Origin of the sequence: Pseudomonas sp. 22085 (assembly GCF_052045815.1) — a bacterium.
Lineage (GTDB): Bacteria > Pseudomonadota > Gammaproteobacteria > Pseudomonadales > Pseudomonadaceae > Aquipseudomonas > Aquipseudomonas glycinae.
Genome location: NZ_JBQEQA010000003.1, coordinates 195,746 through 214,848, shown reverse-complemented (window position 1 = coordinate 214,848; position 19,103 = coordinate 195,746). Strand labels below are relative to the sequence as shown.

Here is a 19,103-nt window from a genome sequence, read left to right as displayed (position 1 = left end):
GCGCAGAAAGACAAGAAAAGGATCGCCCATGCTGAACAAACGCCACTTGCCGTCGATCACCGCGTTGCAGTGCTTCGAGGCCGTGACCCGGCACCTGAGTTTTACCCGGGCCGCCGAGGAACTGAACCTGACCCAGAGCGCCGTCAGCAAGCAGGTGGCGCAGCTCGAAGAACTGCTGCAGCACTTGTTGTTCCGCCGGGTGCGCCGCCGCTTGCAGATGACCCCGGCCGGCGATCTGTATCTGGTGGAAGTCAGAAAAATCCTGACCCAGGTCGAGATGTCGACCCATTACCTGCGTTCCTACGGCGGCGAAACCGAAGTCCTGCGGGTCTCCACGCCCTCGACCTTCGGCGCCCGCTGGCTGGTGCCGCGCCTCAAGGGCTGGCGTCTGCGTCATCCATCGATCCATCTGGACCTGTGCAACGAGCAGGAGGCCGATGACCTGCTGCAAGGGCGCAGCGACCTGGCGTTCTATTTCGGCCAGGGCTCACGCCCCGGCACCGAATGCCTGAAGCTGTTCGGCGAAGAACTGGTGCCGGTCTGCGCGCCGAGCAGCCTGCCGGACACTCCGTTGACTGATCCAACGCAACTCACCGATCTGGTCCTGCTGCAGAATGCTTCGCGCCCGCAAGCGTGGCACGACTGGTTCGACAGCCAGGGTTACCAGACCGAACACAGCTACCACGGCCCGCGTTTCGAAACCTTTTATATGTGCATCCGCGCGGCGCAGGTCGGCTGCGGCGTCGCCCTGCTGCCGAGGTTTCTGGTGGAAGAGGAATTGGCCGACGGCAAACTGGTCATTCCCTGGCAGCATGCAATGCCCAGCACCGATGCGTATTACCTGGCTTATCCGGAACACGCGGCGGAAGTGCCCAAGGTGCGGGATTTCGTGAAGTGGATGCTGGAGCAGATCGACAGTCCGGTTTGAAGTTGTATTCAGTCCCTGTGGAAGCGGCGGTGCGGCGGTCCGACTTGCCCGCGAAGACGGCATCACATGCAACATTGATGTTGATCCTGCCGACGCTTTCGCGGGCAAGCCCGCTCCCACAGGGATCTGTGGCGGTCAAAAAATCGCTGGCAATCCACACCCCGGATATGCGCCACTAGCGCCATTGATTGATACCGCGCCAGAGCGCGGCCCGCCTGGAGACCCCGTTATGAGCGAGAGTGTGTTTGCCGATCGCATCGTGCAGAACCTGCTCGACACCGACTTCTACAAACTGACGATGATGCAGGCGGTGCTGCACAACTACCCCAACGTCGAAGTCGAATGGGAGTTTCGTTGCCGTAACAGTGAAGATCTGCGCCCGTATCTGGCGGAGATCCGCTTCCAGGTCGAGCGTCTGGCCGAGTTGAGCCTGAGCGCCGATCAGTTGAGTTTCCTGGAGCGCATCAGCTTCCTCAAACCTGACTTCCTGCGTTTCCTCGGCCTGTTCCGCTTCAACCTGCGCTACCTGCACACCGGTATCGAGAACGGCGAGTTGTTCATCCGCCTGCGCGGGCCGTGGCTGCATGTGATCCTGTTTGAAGTGCCGCTGCTGGCGATCGTCAGCGAAGTGCGCAACCGCTATCGCTACCGTGAAACGGTACTGGAACAGGCCCGTGAACAGCTGTATCGCAAGTTCGACTGGTTGACCGCCAACGCCTCGGCCGAAGAGTTGTCGCAGTTGCAGGTCGCCGACTTCGGCACACGTCGCCGGTTTTCCTACCGCGTGCAGGAAGAAGTGGTGAACGTGCTCAAACACGATTTCCCCGGACGCTTCGTCGGCACCAGCAACGTGCATCTGTCCCGCGAACTGGACATGAAACCGCTGGGCACCATGGCCCACGAGTGGATCATGGCCCACCAGCAACTCGGCCCGCGACTGATCGACAGCCAGATCGCCGCCCTCGATTGCTGGGTCCGGGAGTACCGCGGCCTGCTGGGGATCGCCCTCACAGACTGCATCACTACCGATGCCTTCCTCGGCGATTTCGATCTGTTCTTCGCCAAGCTGTTCGACGGTTTGCGTCATGACTCCGGGGACCCGGTGCTGTGGGGCGAAAAATGCATCGCCCACTATCACAAGCTCGGCATCGACCCGATGAGCAAGACGTTGGTGTTCTCCGACAGCCTGACCCTGCCCAAGTCGCTGGAGATCTTCCGTGCGTTGCGCGGCCGGATCAATGTCAGCTTCGGCATCGGCACCAACCTGACCTGTGACATTCCGGGTGTCGAACCGATGAGCATCGTGCTTAAAATGACCGCCTGCAACGGCCAACCGGTGGCAAAGATCTCCGACGAGCCGGGCAAGACCCACTGCAAAGACCCGAATTTCGTCGCCTATTTGCGACACGTTTTCCAGGTTCCTGCCGTTTCCAGCCTTTCCAGCAAGGAGTGAATTCATGCAAGCCGTACAGCGTGAGATTGCTGAACAGCTCAACGTTCAGCCGCCGTTCGCCGATGACCAGGCCCTCGAAGCGGAAGTCGCCCGCCGCATCAGCTTCATCCAGGATTGCCTGACCAGTTCCGGACTCAAGACCCTGGTGCTGGGCATCAGCGGCGGGGTCGATTCCCTGACCGCCGGCCTTCTGGCCCAGCGTGCGATGCGCGAGTTGCGCGAGCGCACTGGTGACGAGGCCTACAAGTTCATCGCCGTGCGCCTGCCGTATGACGTGCAGTTCGATGAACACGACGCCCAGGCCTCGGTGGACTTCATCGCCCCGGACGAACGCCACACCGTCAACATCGGCCCGGCGGTCAAATCGCTGGCCAGCGAAGTCGCAGCCTTCGAAGGCAAGCACGCGGTGTCGGTGGATTTCGTGCTCGGCAACACCAAGGCGCGGATGCGCATGGTCGCCCAGTACACCATCGCCGGCGCGGCCCATGGCCTGGTGATCGGCACCGACCATGCGGCGGAAGCGGTGATGGGTTTCTTCACCAAGTTCGGTGACGGCGCCTGCGACCTGGCCCCGCTCAGCGGTCTGGTGAAGAACCAGGTCCGCGCCATCGCCCGCAGCTTCGGCGCTCCGGAATCGCTGGTGGAAAAAGTGCCGACGGCGGATCTGGAAGACCTGTCGCCGGGCAAGCCGGACGAGGCGTCCCACGGCGTGACCTACGCCGAGATCGACGCTTTCCTGCACGGCGAGCCGGTGCGTCAGGAAGCGTTCGACATCATCGTCAACACCTACAAAAAGACTCATCACAAGCGGGTCATGCCGTTTGCGCCTTGAATCCGGGGCATAAAAAAAGCGTCCTTCGGGACGCTTTTTTTTGACCTTGTGTTGCTTACTTCAGGGTCACGGTGCCTTTCATCATCGAGATGTGGCCCGGGAACGAGCAGAAGAAGCCGTACTTCTCGTCAGCCTTGAGCTTGGACACGTCGATGGTCAACGAGTCGGTTTCCTTGGCGCCGATGATCTTGGTGTGAGCGATAACGCGCTCATCACCGTCCTTCAGGTAGTTCTTGTCGATGCCGGCGGCCAGGCCGTCGGTAGCGATCGGCTGCATGTCGGCTTCTTTACTGATCACCAGGTTGTGGCCCATGACGTTCTTCGGCAGGCTGCCGGAGTGGGTCAGTTCGACGGTGAAGGTCTTGCAGCTCTTGTCGATTTCGATGGCCTTGGTGTTGAAGGACATCTGGTCGGTGGAATCAACGGTGGTTTTGCACTCGGCAGCCATCAATTGGCTGCTGGCCAGCGCCAGCAGGGATACCGCAACAACTTTGGAAAACATGGTGAATCTCCAAGGCAGGGTTAACAAAAACACGAATGGTTGGAAGACTGCCTGAAATCTTCGCAAGTTCCTATGACTTGAGTCAAAAATTGTATACAACTTTCAGGCTATGACACTCATCGAAACAATCTAACAGCCAGACGTTTGGCCGGGCCGTATCTTCAGGGCTCAACGTTCATCTGGAGCATCCGTCATGTCCTTCAACAGCCTGTTGTGCAGTCTGCTCGCCGCCTACGCCTGTGGTGCGAGCGGCACCTGTGAAACCCCGAAACGCGAAGTCTAGTCCTTGGATCGAGACCCGCCAGCCTTTACCCTGTGCGACTGATCGACACAGGAGCAAGGCATGTCTCTCACATCCGTTTGTGTATTTTGCGGTGCCAACGCCGGCACCACTCCGGCGTACACCGAAGCGGCCATCGCCCTCGGTACCGCCATTGCCGAGCGTAAGCTGACGCTGGTTTACGGCGGCGGGGCTGTCGGCCTGATGGGGATTGTCGCCGACGCTGCGCTGGCGGCCGGTGGCGAAGTGATCGGCATCATCCCGCAGAGCCTGATGGACAAGGAAATCGGTCACAAGAGCCTGACCCGCCTGGAAGTGGTCGACGGCATGCACGCGCGCAAAGCGCGGATGGCCGAACTCAGCGATGCGTTCATCGCCCTGCCCGGTGGCCTCGGCACCCTGGAAGAGCTGTTCGAAGTGTGGACCTGGGGCCAGCTCGGCTACCACGGCAAGCCGCTCGGCCTGCTCGAGGTGAACGGTTTCTACAGCAAACTCACTGCATTTCTCGATCACATCGTCGGCGAAGGCTTCGTTCGCGCGCCACACCGTGACATGCTGCAAGTGAGCGAGTCGCCGCAAACGCTGCTCGAAGCCCTCGATCAATGGCAGCCGACCGTCACGCCAAAGTGGGTCGACCAGAAACCCGGTTAACCCCCGGGCACCGATACAGGGCAGAATACGCGCCGCTCAACCTCACCTTCGACCCCAGAGGATCGCCCATGGCCAAACCCAATTACTCCTTCGCCAAACGTCAACGTGACCTGGCCAAGGAACAGAAGAAAGAGGAAAAGCTTCAGCGCAAGAAACAGATGGCTGAAGAAGCGGCACTGAACCCTGACGGTGAAGTGGCGACCGATGATGATGTTGAGGCACCGAAAGACCAGGCACCCGACGCCTGAGCAAATTGCTGAAACCTAGAACACAATCCCTGTGGGAGCGGGCTTGCTCGCGAAAGCGTCGTGACATTCACCATGGATGTGACTGAAAAATTGCTNCCCGCTCCCACATTTGATCTTCACTCCTCCAGCGGCAACACAGTGACGCGAACTTCCGGGTCGTGATTGCCACCACCCAGAATCACCCCGCGCAACGGCGAGACATCGGAGAAATCCCGGCCCCAGGCCAGGGTGATGTGCTCCAGCGCCGGCTGCACGTTATTCGTCGGATCGAAATCCACCCAGCCCAGCACCGGGCAAAACACCGAAACCCAGGCATGGGACGCATCGGCGCCGATCAACCGTGGCTGCCCCGGTGGCGGTTGGGTCAGCAGGTAACCGCTGATGTAACGCGCCGCCAGCCCGCGTGAGCGCACACAGGCAAGCATCAGATGCGCAAAGTCCTGACAGACCCCGCGCCGTCGCTCCAGCACTTCCACCAATGGCGTCGCGACTTGCGTCGCTTCGGCGTCGAAGGTGAATTCGCTGAAGATCTTCTGCATCAAGGCCTGCACACCCAGCATCAACGGTCTGCCGGCCGGGAAACAGCTCTCCGAGAACTCGACGAAGCTGCGCTTGAGATGCACGTAAGGCGACTGGAATCGATAGCGACAGGCTTCCAGCAAAGAGGCGGACAGCGGTTGACTGCTGTAAGTCAGCGCGTTGCGCGTCAACTCCCAGGCCGGTGACTGCTGGAAATCCACCACGGGTCGCGCCAGCACTTCCACCGTCAGCCGTGCGTTGACCTGCAATTCATCGTGCGGCCGTTCGAAGGCGAGGCGAGTCAGCGGATTGCCGAACACATCCTGCTCGTCACGGCGGGTGGTCGGCTCCGGACTGATCAGCAGTTGTTGCTCGGTGCAACGCTGCCACTCGCATTCGCGCGGCCACAGGTGCGCCAGTTGCTGGGCCAGGGACACCGGGCTGTCGTAGCGATAGCACGTGTCGTGAAGGATCTGGTAATGGGCGCTCATCAGACGGACACCGTGCGCTGGCTGACATCATCGACATGGGCGAAATGGCGCAGGGCCAGACGATCCGACACCTGACTGCTGGCGTCGGCGATCTCCTGCAGCAGATCCGCCAGACCGTCGAGGGCCGCGCGCACGCTGGGTTCGCCGAACAAAGGATTCTCCAGACAGCTCAAGTCGAAACGCGCCAGACGCTCGACCAGCGGCGGCAATCCTGCCTCCCTCGGCACTCCGAAGTCATCATTCAAACGCTTGAGGGTGCGAGTCACCAGTTTCAACTGGAACAGCACCGCATGGGGGTTCTGCTCATCCAGCAGCAACAGGTCGAGCACCGGAATCAACTGCGCCACTGCCAGATAACGCGAGCGATAGGTGATGCTGCTGTTGCCCAGCTCCAGTAACCACTCAAGCCCGGCCTGATCGAACGCCCCGGCGCCGCGCAGAAAACCCGCAAGGCTGCTGCTGAGAAATTGCAGGCGCTCGATTCGCCGGCCGATCATCAGGAAGCGCCAGCCTTCGTCGCGGGTCATGTCGTCGAGGGCAAACCCGGACAGCGCCGCCAGCGACATCACCAGCCGGTTTAGAAAATCCAGCAGCTCGCCGAAGTCTGGCTCGTCGGTATCCAGTTCCGTCGCCTCGCGCTGCAACTCCACCAACGCCTGCCAGTTCTCCCGCGAGAGCTTGCCGCGCACCTGCGAGGCTGCCCACTGCAAGCGTTGCAGGTTGGAGCGCAGGCTGAACGACCAGTCCTCGCCGAGCAATGCCGCGAGCAAGCGTTCCGGCAGTTCACCTTCGTCCGGCAGCAGCATCAGTCGCTCGCCCAGATCCACAGCGGCCTGCAAGGCTTGCGGGTCATCGCCGTCGACGTAGCGCGCGAGCATGATCCGCAACAGCCGTGCGCTGTCGTCGCAACGCTCGCAGTAACGGCCGAACCAGAACAGGTTTTCCACCACCCGCGACGGCAGATACGGATCGCGTCGCACCAGGTCGGGCACGCCGATATTGCGCTGGGCTTTCCACTGCTCACCGCTCGGCGGCCGATCCCCCAGCACCCAGGTGTCCTTGCTCGCGCCCCCGCGCTGCATCGACACCACTTCGGCATCGGCTTCGGCCGCGACCCGGGTCAGGCCACCGGGCAACACCCGATAACCGTCGTGACTGGCCACCGCGTACATGCGCATGCCGATTGCCCGGGGTTGCAGTTGCCCGTCCTCGGGCTGCCAGATCGGCGCCTGGGACAACTGCGCAAGTTCTTGCGCGACATACGCATAAGGGCGGGCCTGCATGCGCGCAGCGAGACTTTCACGCTGTTTTTCGCTCAGATCCCGGCCAAACACCGGAGCGAAGCTTTGCGACGGGAACGCCGGTTTGATCAGCAGCTCCGGCAGTTTTTCCAAGGCTTGAGCCAGCACCGGCGCTTCGCCGCACCACCACGTGGCGATGGAAGGCAGGATCAGGTCTTCGCCGAACAGGTACTGATTGATCTTCGGCAGGAACCCCAGCAGTCCCGGCGACTCCAGTACGCCACTGCCCAGTGCATTGGCCACCAGCACCCGGCCCTGACGCACCGCCTCCAGCAATCCGGGAACGCCCAGCGCCGAATCCGTACGCAATTCCAGCGGATCGCAGAAGTCATCGTCGAGCCGGCGCATGATCGCGTGCACCCGGCGCAGGCCACTGAGGGTTTTCAGGTAGACCGTGGCATCACGCACCGTCAGGTCACCGCCCTCCACCAGCGGATAACCAAGCTGGCGCGCCAGATAAAGGTGCTCGAAATAGCTCTCGTTGAAACGCCCCGGGGTGAGCAGCACCACCAGCGGCGCGTCATCGTCGCACGGGGCCTGACGGGCCAGAGTTTCCTGCAGGGTGCGGAAGAAGCCGGCCAGATGCTGCACTTTCAGATCCCGGTACAACTCGGGGAAGGCGCGGGACACGATGGTGCGATTTTCCAGCGCATACCCGGCACCCGATGGCGCCTGAGTGCGATCCGCCGTCACCCACCAGCGTCCGTCCGGCGTGCGCGCCAGATCCACGGCATACAGATGCAGAAAGGCCCCGTCCGGTGGCGCAATGCCCTGACAGGGCCAGAGGAAATTGTTGTGACCGAACACCAGCTCCGCCGGCAGCAAGCCTTCGCGGATCAACTGCTGCGGGCCATACAGGTCCGCCAGCACCGCATTGAGCAGCCGCGCGCGCTGGGCGATTCCGGCCGACAGCTGTTGCCACTCGTCAGCGGCGATCACGTGGGGCAGCAGATCCAGCTCCCACGGACGGTCCGCGCCCTTGGGGTCGGCATAGACGTTGTAGGTGACACCGTTTTCCTGAATCTGCCGGGTCAGCAACGCCTGACGCTGCACCAGTTGCGCCGGGGTGCTGCGCTGCAATTGGTCGACCAGTCGCCGCCAGTGCGGGCGCACCGCCCCGCTGTCGTCGAGCAGTTCGTGATAGGTGCCCGCCGTCAGCGGGTAGCGGTCAAGCAGGTCAGGCATGGAAAGCTCGGCAGCCGGCAAGGAACGGTCAGACTAACGCAGGCACATGACGCCCGGATATACGAAAAATCCGGGCGTCGCGTACGACTTAGAAACGTCGTAAATCGAGTGTCATCGGCAGCTCGTCGGAGATTGTCAGGTTCGGTATCGGAAGCTTCCCCGGCGTATGTCCGATGCGGAAGAAACGCGCCATGCGCCGGCTCTCCGCTTCGTTGGCATTGACCGGCAGCGTTTCGTAATTGCGCCCGCCCGGATGAGCGACGTGGTACTGGCAACCGCCCAGCGAGCGCTGCATCCAGGTATCGAGCAAGTCGAATACCAGTGGCGCATGCACCGGGATCGTCGGTTGCAGGCAATTGGCCGGTTGCCACGCGCGGAAACGCACACCCGCGACAAACTCGCCAACCCGTCCGGTCGGTTGCAGCGGCACCGGGATGCCATTGCAGGTCAGCAGATAGCGCTGCGGCGGCAGCCCCGTGAGTTTGACCTGCAAGCGCTCCAGCGATGAGTCGACGTAGCGCACCGTACCGCCCGCTGCGCCCTCCTCGCCCAGCACATGCCAGGGTTCGAGAGCCTGGCGCAATTCCAGCTCGATGCCGTTGACGGCGTAATCGCCGACTTTGGGAAAGCGGAATTCCAGATGAGCCGCAAACCATTCGGCACGCAGGGGGTAACCGGCACTGTTGAGCTCGACGATGACGTCGGCGAAGTCCTGCTCGATGAAGTGCGGCAGCATGAAGCGGTCGTGCAGCTCCGTACCCCAGCGCGCCAGTTTCGGCGGCGCATAGGGCTCGCGCCAGAACCGCGCCACCAGCGCTCGCAACAACAGCTGCTGCGCCAGGCTCATGCGCGCATGGGGTGGCATCTCGAAACCACGCAACTCCAGCAACCCGAGGCGCCCGGTGGCGCCATCCGGTGAATACAGCTTGTCGATGCAGAACTCGGCGCGATGGGTGTTGCCGGTAACGTCGATCAGCAGATTGCGCAACAGCCGATCCACCAGCCATGGGGCACACTCTTCTCCCGGCGCCGGCATCTGCGCGAAAGCGATTTCCAGCTCATACAGCGCATCGTTGCGCGCTTCATCGACTCGCGGCGCCTGAGAGGTCGGGCCGATGAACAGCCCGGAAAACAGGTAGGACAGCGACGGATGGTTGTGCCAATAACTGATCAGGCTGCGCAGCAGATCCGGGCGGCGCAGGAACGGCGAGTCCGCCGGCGTCGCGCCACCGAGCACGAAATGGTTGCCGCCGCCGGTGCCGGTGTGCCGCCCGTCGACCATGAATTTCTCGGTGGACAGTCGGGTCTGGCGCGCTTCTTCGTACAGAAATTCGGTGCGCTCGACCAACTCGTCCCACGTCGCCGACGGCTGCACGTTGACCTCTATGACGCCGGGATCCGGGGTGATGCGAAAGTTGCTCAGGCGCGGATCGCTCGGCGGCTCATAGCCCTCCAGCAATACCGGACAATGCAGCTCCTCGGCGGTGGCTTCGATGGCCGCGACCAGTTCCAGATAGTCCTCGACCCGCTCCAGCGGCGGCATGAACAGGTACAACCGGCCTTCCCGGGCCTCGGCGCAGAAGGCGGTGCGGGTCAGCCAGTCGGCGGACTCGTCGATTTTCGGCACACGATCGTACGCCGGAGCCGGCTCACCGTGTTGGTTGAGCTGCGCTGTTTCGGGCAGCTCGGGGAAATCCTGATTCGGGTCGTTCGGATGAATGAACGGGTACTCCGCCGCCTTCACCCAGGGCTGTGAACCCAACGGCAGGCGATAGCCCAGCGGTGAATCCCCCGGCACCAACCGGCAATGCTCATCGCGCAGGTACCAGCGCCCGCTCTGCCACTGATCGCCCTTGGCGGTGCGCGCCAGCGGCAGCACCTGGCCGATGATCTTGTCCAACCCCTGACTGAACACCTTGCGCAGTCGCGCACGTTCCAGCGGCTCCTCCAGACGCGAGTCTTCGGCACTGACGTTGCTCGGCAAGGCGCCCTCGCGCCAGAGGTAATAGAAGTTGTCTTCGTAGGCCGGGAACACGAAGCGTGTCGGCAGTTTCAGGCGTTCGGCGACACTCGCCAGAAAGCGTCCGGCCAGTTCACCTGTGGCGCCGTAATCCTGCTGTTCATCGGCAATCAACGCGTTGTTTTGCCAGACCGGCACACCGTCGCGGCGCCAGTAGCAGTTCAGCGACCAGCGCGGCAGTTGCTCGCCGGGATACCATTTGCCCTGACCGAAATGCACCAGCCCTTTGGGCGCGTAATGCTTGCGCAGGCGCTGGAACAGTTCGGCAGAGAGCCGACGCTTGTCCGGGCCCAGCGCGGCGGTGTTCCACTCGGCGCCATCCGGGTCGTCGATGGACACGAAGGTCGGTTCGCCGCCCATGGTCAGGCGCACATCGCCTTCCAGCAGGTCGGCATCGATCTGCCGGCCCAGCGCCTGGATCGCCAGCCATTGCTCATCGGTGTAGGGCTTGGTGACCCGGGGTGCTTCCCAGATCCGCTCCACGGACATTTTGTGGCTGAACTCACACTCGCAAGGTTCCACCAGACCACTGATCGGCGCCGCCGAGGACGGATCGGGACTGCAGGCCAGCGGGATATGCCCCTCTCCGGCGAACAGTCCGGAGGTGGCATCGAGGCCGATCCAGCCGGCGCCGGGCAAGTACACCTCGCACCAGGCATGCAGATCGGTGAAGTCCGCTTCGGTGCCGGAGGGGCCGTCGAGGCTTTTCACGTCGGCGGTCAGTTGTATCAGGTAACCGGAGACGAAACGCGCCGCCAGCCCGAGATTGCGCAGCAGTTGCACCAGCAGCCATGCCGAATCGCGGCAGGAGCCGGAGGCGTGTTCGAGGGTGTGCTCCGGGGTTTGCACGCCCGGTTCCATGCGGATCAGGTAATTGATGTCCTCGCTCAGGCGCTGGTTGAGCGCCACCAGGAAATCCACGGCCGGCAGCGGCGTGCGGTCGATGGCATCCAGATAGGCCTTGAATTTCGGCGTCAGCGGCAGGGTTTCGAGGTACGGCGCCAGTTCCTTGCGCTCATCGGCGGCGTAGGCGAAGGGGATTTTCTCGGCGTAGGGCTCGAGGAAAAAGTCGAACGGGTTGAACACCGCCATTTCGGCCAGCAGATCGACCTCGATCCGCAGTTCGGCGGTTTTCTCGGGGAACACCAGCCGTGCAAGGTAGTTGCCCTGGGGGTCCTGCTGCCAGTTGATGAAGTGCTGCTCGGGCGAGACTTTCAGTGAATAGGACAGAATCCGCGTGCGGCTGTGGGCAGCCGGGCGCAAACGCACGATCTGCGGGCCGAGTTCGACAGCGCGGTCGTAGCGGTAATGCGTGACGTGATGCAATGCGACATGAATCGACACGGCGTGCCTCCTGCGAGCCCAAGCGTATTCGAAAGCGCGCAAGACTTATGCCATGCAGAGGCTTGGGCGCTTTCCCGGAATGCTCAGGGCAGTACAGCACCAAAATCGGGCGATGCGGTGAAATGGTTTGGCACAGTTGCACGCAAATGTTGCGAAAGCGGCCTGGTACTTGATCGTTCCCACGCTCCCGCGTGGGAATGCAGCCCGTGACGCTCTGCGTCACTGGACGCGGAGCGTCCCTGGAGGCATTCCCACGCAGAGCGTGGGAACGATCAGCAAAACGCCAACCCGAAGGTTGGCGTTCTGTTCAGCTCAAGTGCGTTTCAGCGCGGTACGACCGGCTTGCGTGCCGGTTTCGGCCCTTTGCCTTTCGCCGCTTCCTTGCGTTCCTTGGCGGCCTGCTGGTTGCGGGCGAACGCCGCGGCCTTGGCCTGTTCACGCTTGTCCCATGGATTGCCGCCGTCGCTGGCGCGCGGTGGCAGACCGGTGTGCTGGGTGAGGATCTTGGTGGTCTTCTCTTTCGCGACCTTGTGGCTGCCGGCCGGCGTCGAGTTCTTGCGACGGGCACTCTGGTAGCTGTCGGTGGCCGGCTGGTGCAGCGGGATCAACTGGTGCTTGCCCGGCCCGATCAGGTCGGCGCGGCCCATGCGGGTCAGCGCTTCACGCAGCATCGGCCAGCCTTTCGGGTCGTGATAACGCAGGAACGCCTTGTGCAGACGACGCTGCTCCTCGCTCTTGACGATGGTCACGCCGTCGCTCTTGTAGGTGACCTTGCGCAGCGGGTTCTTGCCCGAGTGGTACATCGCGGTGGCGGTGGCCATCGGCGACGGATAGAACGCCTGCACCTGATCGGCACGGAAGCCGTTGCCCTTGAGCCACAGGGCCAGGTTCATCATGTCTTCGTCGGTGGTGCCCGGGTGCGCGGCGATGAAGTACGGAATCAGGTACTGCTCTTTCCCGGCTTCCTTGGTGTACTTCTCGAACATGCGCTTGAAGCGATCGTAGGTGCCGATCCCCGGTTTCATCATCTGGTTGAGCGGACCTTCCTCGGTGTGTTCCGGGGCGATCTTCAGGTAACCGCCGACGTGGTGGGTCACCAGCTCCTTGACGTACTCCGGCGACTCGACCGCGAGGTCGTAACGCAGGCCGGAAGCGATCAAAATCTTCTTCACACCCGGCAACGCACGGGCGCTGCGGTACAGCTGAATCAGCGACGAGTGGTCGGTGTTCAGGTTCGGGCAGATGCCCGGGAACACGCAGGACGGCTTGCGGCACGCGGATTCGATTTCCGGGCTCTTGCAGGCGATGCGGTACATGTTCGCGGTCGGGCCGCCGAGGTCGGAAATGACGCCGGTGAAACCCGGTACCTTGTCGCGGATTTCTTCGATTTCGCGAATGATCGACTCTTCGGAACGGTTCTGGATGATCCGGCCTTCGTGCTCGGTGATCGAGCAGAAGGTGCAGCCACCGAAGCAGCCACGCATGATGTTCACCGAGAAGCGGATCATGTCGTAGGCCGGGATTTTTTCCTTGCCGTACGCAGGGTGCGGAACACGTGCGTAAGGCATGCCGAACACGTAGTCCATTTCTTCGGTGGTCATCGGAATCGGCGGCGGGTTGAACCAGACGTCGACCTCGCCATGCTTCTGCACCAGCGCACGGGCATTGCCCGGGTTGGTTTCCAGGTGCAGCACGCGGTTGGCGTGAGCGTACAGAACCGGGTCGTTACGCACCTTTTCCATCGAGGGCAGGCGGATCACGGTCTTGTCGCGGGTCATTTTCGGGCTGGCCAGGATCTGTACGACCTTGGCTTCTTCCGGGTCTTCAACCGGTCCCTTCTCCTGCTCGATCGCGCAAGCCTGAGTGTCCTGGGTGTTGACGTACGGGTTGATGATCTTGTCGATCTTGCCCGGACGGTCGATGCGCGTGGAATCGACTTCGTACCAGCCCGCAGGGGTGTCACGACGGATGAACGCGGTGCCGCGCACATCGGTGATGTCTTCTATCTTGTGACCGTAGGACAGACGCTGGGCGACTTCGACAATCGCCCGCTCGGCGTTGCCGTACAGCAGGATGTCGGCGCTGGCGTCGATCAGGATCGAGTTGCGTACGCGATCCTGCCAGTAGTCGTAGTGGGCGATGCGGCGCAGGGAGGCTTCGATGCCGCCGAGCACGATCGGCACGTGCTTGTAGGCTTCCTTGCAGCGCTGGCTGTAAACCAGGCTCGCGCGATCCGGACGTTTGCCGGCCATGCCGCCCGGGGTATAGGCGTCGTCGGAACGGATTTTCTTGTCCGCGGTGTAGCGGTTGATCATCGAGTCCATGTTGCCGGCCGCGACACCGAAGAACAGGTTCGGCTCGCCGAGCTTCATGAAGTCGTCTTTGGACTGCCAGTTAGGCTGCGCGATGATCCCGACGCGGAAGCCTTGCGACTCCAGCAGCCGGCCGATGATCGCCATGCCGAAGGACGGGTGATCGACGTAGGCATCACCCGTGACAATGATGATGTCGCAGGAATCCCAGCCAAGCTGATCCATCTCCTCCCTGCTCATCGGCAGGAACGGCGCTGGCCCGAAACATTCGGCCCAATATTTTGGATAGTCAAATAACGGCTTGGCTGCTTGCATGTCGATAACCGGTGTTGGCTTTCATTGAATTTCGCGGGCGCGGAATATAGCACAAATTTTGACCAATTCCGACGACTGTGGTCGGTTTCTCGTCGCACCGCCCGCCGCCACACTCTCTGTTCAACAAACGGGTTCACTTATTCAAGGATGAATACGCATGCCTGCAAAACCACCCGCCATAGGCGCCACGACCGTCGAAGTGCACAATCCGCCTTCGAGACCTGTGACCGGACATTTTCCGGAGCACTCCACTTCGCCTCCGGTTCCTGCGGACACCCGCCTGTTCACGCCGCGTCCCGCACACGCCAGCCTCCCGGCAATCGACGGCCCGGACACGATCTCTCCCGCACCGTCCGTGACATTCGTCGAAAGCCTCTCAAACCCGACGGCTTCACCGAGAAGACTCAGGCTCGAAACCTATGGCATTCCTTCCGGTGTCCGACTGCCGGAGGCCGACACACAGGGTTTCAGAACCTTCAAGGGGCGACTGTTCGTCGAAGCGTACGATGGCAGCATTGTGCAAGTTGGCCTGGACCCTGACAGCCGCATCTACCGCATCAGACTCAGCAATGAGTTGAACCCCTCGGGCCCTGTTCTCTTGCAGGATCCCCAGAGCAAACGCTGGTATCCACTGGATGAGTTCCAAGCCGGGGCCCTTGCACTGACTTCCAGTCGACTGGAGGCATTCCGGACAGGCCTGGATTTCTCTGGCATCGCGCCGGACAGCGAGGGGCTGCACAACTTCGAAGGCAAGCGCTACGTGGTCATTGAAAGCCGCGCCTATCAGGTGATGCGCGACGTTGACGCCTCCTCTCCCGCGCACACCGTCTGGCGTATCGTCGCGTCGAAGGATCCGGTCGCCTCCGACAGCGAAAACACCTACCGCGCCAGTCGGGCCGGCTCCACCCTGGCCATCACTCGCACTGCCGAAGGTTTTTGGGTTCCCAGTCTGCATGGGCTCAAGGGAGGCATGCGTCGCAGTGCAATCGCTCAGCACAGCAAAACCTATCTGCTCCAACGGCATGAGCCCATCAGGAATGCCTTCGATGCCCTGACCGCTTCCAACACGCGCTATGGCGAACTCTGGCGCCGTGCCCAACCCTTGCCTGAGGGCAGTGACGCCGAAAAGGCCGCGCTGATCGAGATCGAAGTGCATGTGATCAAGCACACAAGAATGCAGGCCGATTACGTCAAGTCACTCATCGACAACCGGGACTGGCTGATATTGCTCAAGGCAGGCGGGCTCTATAAAGCCGAGCTTCATGCTCAGCAGATCAACAGAGTCGACTACTTCAACAAACTGCTTGCAGTCATGGACCGCAGAGCTCTGCCAACCCTGCATGCAATCACCGTCGAGTCGCTCAAGCGCAACCTCGTCCACCTCGACAAAAAGCTGAAGATCATGGACGAGCGTCAGGCCGTGATGGATCAGATTCAGAAGGCTGACCGCAGCGCCCTGGCGGTTCTGGAGGAGATGAATCGCAAAGTGCCCACGGTGGATCAGATCCAATCCAGCCAATACAACATTTGCCTGCGCCTGATCTCCGACGATCCGCAGAACCCGCAGGATCACGGCATGCGCAGTGCCATGGCCATGCACTTGCTCAAGCAGGATCTGAACGAAGTCTTCGGGTACTCCGAACCTCTTGCATTGCAATTGACGATCGAAAACATCAAAAGCGACAAAGCAGGCCTGGAGGCATTGCTCGCGTCGACAACGCCGGCCAAGGCAGAGTACGTCAGGAAGGCACTGACCCTGCTCGATGCCTTTGAATCGAAAATCGAAACCCGGCTGAACGATATCTTTGACCGGATTGACAACAACCAAGAACTGCCCGGCTACGATCAGGAAATCGATTTCGACTTCCTCCCTGGACAAGTTACCGGAGCCGCCGGAGACGCGGCGCCGCGAAAGTTGTTCCGAACCCGTCAAAATGGCACTTACCGTGTGCTGGTCGGCGTACCGGACACCGCTGCCGACGGCCGCATCACCCTCAGCGTTCCCGACCTGTTCAAACCGAACGATCCCCCTCAACGCTACGAAATGAAAGAAGGTGAGTGGCAGCCCGTACGTTCCGCCCCGGCCCCGACCTCCAGACCTCAGCTGGTCAGCGAAGCGCTGGCGCGCCTTGGTAACGTGGAGGCGTACCTGGCCCAGGCTCGATTGATGGAAAGCCGAAAGGACAACCCGACCACCATTGTCGAATATCTGGGTGCCGAGACGGATCGACTCGCAGGTCTGGCGAAACGCCTCGAGCTCCTCGGGCAAACGGCAGCAGGCGCTGAAACCTCCGACTTGATCAGCCGACTGAAAGCTGCCGCCGACTCAATGGGCGCCAAAGGCCAGGATATTTTGATACGGATGTACAAAAACAAGGATGTGCTGGACGTCCCGCGCCTGAACTTCCTGCTTGAGCATGCTCAACTCAAGGTGGTCAAAACGGTGGAGCGCAAGCAACTGGGCAAGGGTAAAGACAAGTCATTCCTGGACGTTTACTCGATCATCGACCGCTCGGATAACACGCCCTTGTGGGAGGCCCACTTTCACTACGACAGGAAGGACCGTGCTGCGCTGGATTACACCGTCAAGGGCGCACACCTGAAAAACCTTGAACAGCGCAAGCTCGGCAGCTCGTTTCAACAGCGTGAAGAACAGGCTGGTCGGCCCCACCAACGGATATGGCGGGAGTTCATCAGCCCCAGGGTTGCCCAGAAACTGTTTGATCAGCTGGCGTGATCAATTGCGTTACTCGTCGTCGTCGAAGTTGTAACTGCCCGGCGCGAGGTTTTCGAAACGTGTGTATTTGCCGATGAAGGCCAGGCGAATGAAGCCGATCGGACCGTTCCGCTGTTTGCCGATGATGATTTCGGCGATGCCCTTGTGCTCGGTTTCCGGGTGATACACCTCGTCCCGGTACACGAACATGATCACGTCGGCGTCCTGCTCGATCGCTCCGGATTCCCGCAAGTCGGAGTTCACCGGGCGCTTGTTGGGACGCTGTTCCAGGGAGCGGTTGAGCTGCGACAGGGCGACTACCGGGCAGTTGAATTCCTTGGCCAGGGCTTTCAGGGATCGGGAGATCTCGGAAATCTCGTTGGTCCGGTTGTCACCGCTGGAACCCGGGATCTGCATCAGTTGCAGGTAGTCGATCATGATCAGGCCGATGTCGCCGTGCTCGCGCACCAGCCGCCGGGTCCGGGCACGCATCTCCGACGGACTGATGCCGGCGGTGTCATCGATGAACAGCTTGCGGTCGTTGAGCAGATTGACCGCCGAGGTCAGACGCGGCCAGTCGTCGTCTTCCAACTGGCCGGAACGTACCTTGGTCTGGTCGATACGGCCGAGGGACGACAGCATACGCATGATCAGCGATTCGCCTGGCATCTCGAGAGAGTAAACCAGCACCACCTTGTCGCTGCGCAACACGGCGTTTTCCACCAGGTTCATCGCGAAGGTGGTCTTACCCATCGACGGACGGCCGGCGACGATGATCAGGTCGGCCGGTTGCAGGCCGCTGGTCTTCTCGTCGAGGTCGGTGTAGCCGGTGGACAGGCCGGTGATCGAGTCGGCAGTGTTGAACAGGGTGTCGATGCGGTCGATGGCCTTGGTCAGCAGGTCATTCACACCCACCGGGCCGCCGGTTTTTGGCCGGGCCTCGGCAATCGCGAAGATCTGCCGCTCGGCTTCGTCGAGGATTTCCTCGGCGGTGCGGCCTTCGGGATTGAAGGCGCTATCGGCAATTTCGGTGCTGATACCGATCAACTGACGCAACGTCGCGCGCTGGCGGACGATCTGCGCATAGGCCTTGATGTTGGCGACGGACGGCGTGTTTTTCGCCAGCTCACCCAGGTAACCGAGGCCGCCGACCTGCGAAGTCTGACCTTCCTTGTCCAGTTGCTCGGCAAGGGTCACGACGTCGATCGGCAGGTTCTGATCGGCCAGTTTGGCGATCGCACGGAAAATCAGACGGTGGTCATGTCGGTAGAAATCGCCGTCGGAGACTTGATCGAGCACGCGTTCCCAGGCGTTGTTGTCCAGCATCAGACCACCGAGCACGGCCTGTTCGGCCTCGATGGAATGCGGCGGCACCTTCAGCGCGGCGGTTTGCAGATCGTATTGCTCGGGAGCGGAGATTTCGTTCATGGCCACTTTTTAATCAGGAAAAGCAGGGAGTGCAGAAAGACAAAGGGCACGACCTGTAAACAGGATCGTGCCCGATGTTAACCGTCTGCCGGACAAGCCGCCAGTCGATCAGGGTGTTGCTTAAGCTGCTACCACGACAACGCGTACGGTGGCTTCAACTTCGGCGTGCAGGTGCACGGCCACGTCGAATTCACCCACGTTGCGGATGGTGCCGTTCGGCAGACGAACTTCGCTTTTCGCCACTTCAACGCCGGAGGCGGTCAGTGCGTCAGCGATGTCGTGAGTACCGATCGAACCGAACAGCTTGCCTTCGTCGCCAGCGGTGGCAGTGATGGTCACTTCCAGCTCGGCCAGTTGGGCAGCACGGCTTTCAGCCGAAGCTTTACGGTCTGCGGCGGCTTTTTCCAGCTCAGCGCGACGCTCTTCGAACGCAGCCAGGTTGGCAGCGGTCGCAGCGGTGGCTTTGCCGAAAGGCAGCAGGTAGTTACGGCCGTAACCGGCCTTAACGTTTACTTTGTCGCCCAGGTTGCCCAGGTTGGCGATTTTTTCCAGAAGGATCAGTTGCATGTGGAAATCCT

The 19,103-nt window shown here is 61.5% G+C and carries 13 protein-coding genes; 6 read left to right on the top strand and 7 right to left on the bottom strand.

Annotated features, from left to right (window positions below; genetic code table 11):
* Positions 1-28 precede the first annotated feature (28 nt).
* From ACTJK7_RS04815 to nadE, 3 genes are all read left to right on the top strand, one after another.
* The gene (locus ACTJK7_RS04815; RefSeq protein WP_064593129.1) at positions 29-928 is read left to right on the top strand and encodes a LysR family transcriptional regulator; all 900 of its coding nucleotides are present in this window, start codon (positions 29-31) and stop codon (positions 926-928) included.
* Between the two features lie 229 nt (positions 929-1,157).
* Positions 1,158-2,381: a nicotinate phosphoribosyltransferase gene (gene pncB / locus ACTJK7_RS04810; protein ID WP_011332202.1), complete on the top strand. Its 1,224-nt coding sequence runs from the start codon at positions 1,158-1,160 to the stop codon at positions 2,379-2,381.
* A gap of 4 nt (positions 2,382-2,385) precedes the next feature.
* Positions 2,386-3,213, top strand: coding sequence for an ammonia-dependent NAD(+) synthetase (nadE, locus tag ACTJK7_RS04805; protein WP_064379115.1), 828 nt, complete (start codon positions 2,386-2,388; stop codon positions 3,211-3,213).
* 55 nt (positions 3,214-3,268) lie between these two features.
* Here nadE and azu read toward each other — a convergent pair whose 3' ends face one another.
* Positions 3,269-3,715 carry an azurin gene (gene azu / locus ACTJK7_RS04800; RefSeq protein WP_007950684.1) on the bottom strand — a complete coding sequence of 149 codons (447 nt, stop codon included), beginning with the start codon at positions 3,713-3,715 and terminating at the stop codon, positions 3,269-3,271.
* Between the two features lie 343 nt (positions 3,716-4,058).
* Between azu and ACTJK7_RS04795 the strand changes: the two genes are divergently transcribed.
* Both ACTJK7_RS04795 and ACTJK7_RS04790 read left to right on the top strand, forming a co-directional pair.
* On the top strand, positions 4,059-4,646 hold the full coding sequence (locus tag ACTJK7_RS04795) for a TIGR00730 family Rossman fold protein (RefSeq protein WP_064379113.1): 588 nt from the start codon (positions 4,059-4,061) through the stop codon (positions 4,644-4,646).
* A 68-nt stretch (positions 4,647-4,714) separates the two neighbouring features.
* The gene (locus ACTJK7_RS04790; RefSeq protein ID WP_007950694.1) at positions 4,715-4,894 is read left to right on the top strand and encodes a hypothetical protein; all 180 of its coding nucleotides are present in this window, start codon (positions 4,715-4,717) and stop codon (positions 4,892-4,894) included.
* Positions 4,895-5,010: 116 nt separating this feature from the next.
* Here ACTJK7_RS04790 and ACTJK7_RS04785 read toward each other — a convergent pair whose 3' ends face one another.
* From ACTJK7_RS04785 to ACTJK7_RS04770, 4 genes are all read right to left on the bottom strand, one after another.
* On the bottom strand, positions 5,011-5,904 hold the full coding sequence (locus ACTJK7_RS04785; RefSeq protein ID WP_064379112.1) for a transglutaminase family protein: 894 nt from the start codon (positions 5,902-5,904) through the stop codon (positions 5,011-5,013).
* The gene (locus ACTJK7_RS04780; protein ID WP_108559329.1) at positions 5,904-8,390 is read right to left on the bottom strand and encodes a circularly permuted type 2 ATP-grasp protein; all 2,487 of its coding nucleotides are present in this window, start codon (positions 8,388-8,390) and stop codon (positions 5,904-5,906) included. The genes ACTJK7_RS04785 and ACTJK7_RS04780 overlap by 1 nt, the downstream gene beginning before the upstream one ends.
* An 88-nt stretch (positions 8,391-8,478) precedes the next feature.
* On the bottom strand, positions 8,479-11,754 hold the full coding sequence (locus ACTJK7_RS04775) for a DUF2126 domain-containing protein (protein WP_440779966.1): 3,276 nt from the start codon (positions 11,752-11,754) through the stop codon (positions 8,479-8,481).
* 323 nt (positions 11,755-12,077) lie between these two features.
* A complete protein-coding gene (locus ACTJK7_RS04770) occupies positions 12,078-14,381 on the bottom strand; it encodes a YgiQ family radical SAM protein (protein WP_108559325.1) in 2,304 nt (767 codons plus the stop codon).
* Positions 14,382-14,538: 157 nt separating this feature from the next.
* On the opposite strand from ACTJK7_RS04770, the gene ACTJK7_RS04765 reads away from it, so the two are divergent.
* Entirely contained in the window at positions 14,539-17,118 is a 2,580-nt protein-coding gene (locus ACTJK7_RS04765; RefSeq protein WP_440779967.1) for a hypothetical protein, read from the top strand.
* Positions 17,119-17,127: 9 nt separating this feature from the next.
* Here ACTJK7_RS04765 and dnaB read toward each other — a convergent pair whose 3' ends face one another.
* Both dnaB and rplI read right to left on the bottom strand, forming a co-directional pair.
* Positions 17,128-18,525: a replicative DNA helicase gene (dnaB, locus tag ACTJK7_RS04760; RefSeq protein WP_011332193.1), complete on the bottom strand. Its 1,398-nt coding sequence runs from the start codon at positions 18,523-18,525 to the stop codon at positions 17,128-17,130.
* 120 nt (positions 18,526-18,645) lie between these two features.
* Positions 18,646-19,092, bottom strand: a complete 447-nt coding sequence (rplI, locus tag ACTJK7_RS04755; protein ID WP_003186385.1) for a 50S ribosomal protein L9 — start codon at positions 19,090-19,092, stop codon at positions 18,646-18,648.
* Positions 19,093-19,103 lie beyond the last annotated feature (11 nt).

Coding starts and splice junctions, on each gene's coding strand:
- ACTJK7_RS04795 (WP_064379113.1), top strand. CDS start 4,059: ATGTCTCTCACATCCGTTTGTGTATTTTGCGGTGCCAACGCCGGCACC.
- ACTJK7_RS04790 (WP_007950694.1), top strand. CDS start 4,715: ATGGCCAAACCCAATTACTCCTTCGCCAAACGTCAACGTGACCTGGCC.
- ACTJK7_RS04815 (WP_064593129.1), top strand. CDS start 29: ATGCTGAACAAACGCCACTTGCCGTCGATCACCGCGTTGCAGTGCTTC.
- nadE (WP_064379115.1), top strand. CDS start 2,386: ATGCAAGCCGTACAGCGTGAGATTGCTGAACAGCTCAACGTTCAGCCG.
- dnaB (WP_011332193.1), bottom strand. CDS start 18,525: ATGAACGAAATCTCCGCTCCCGAGCAATACGATCTGCAAACCGCCGCG.
- ACTJK7_RS04765 (WP_440779967.1), top strand. CDS start 14,539: ATGCCTGCAAAACCACCCGCCATAGGCGCCACGACCGTCGAAGTGCAC.
- ACTJK7_RS04780 (WP_108559329.1), bottom strand. CDS start 8,390: ATGCCTGACCTGCTTGACCGCTACCCGCTGACGGCGGGCACCTATCAC.
- rplI (WP_003186385.1), bottom strand. CDS start 19,092: ATGCAACTGATCCTTCTGGAAAAAATCGCCAACCTGGGCAACCTGGGC.
- ACTJK7_RS04770 (WP_108559325.1), bottom strand. CDS start 14,381: ATGCAAGCAGCCAAGCCGTTATTTGACTATCCAAAATATTGGGCCGAA.
- pncB (WP_011332202.1), top strand. CDS start 1,158: ATGAGCGAGAGTGTGTTTGCCGATCGCATCGTGCAGAACCTGCTCGAC.
- ACTJK7_RS04785 (WP_064379112.1), bottom strand. CDS start 5,904: ATGAGCGCCCATTACCAGATCCTTCACGACACGTGCTATCGCTACGAC.
- azu (WP_007950684.1), bottom strand. CDS start 3,715: ATGTTTTCCAAAGTTGTTGCGGTATCCCTGCTGGCGCTGGCCAGCAGC.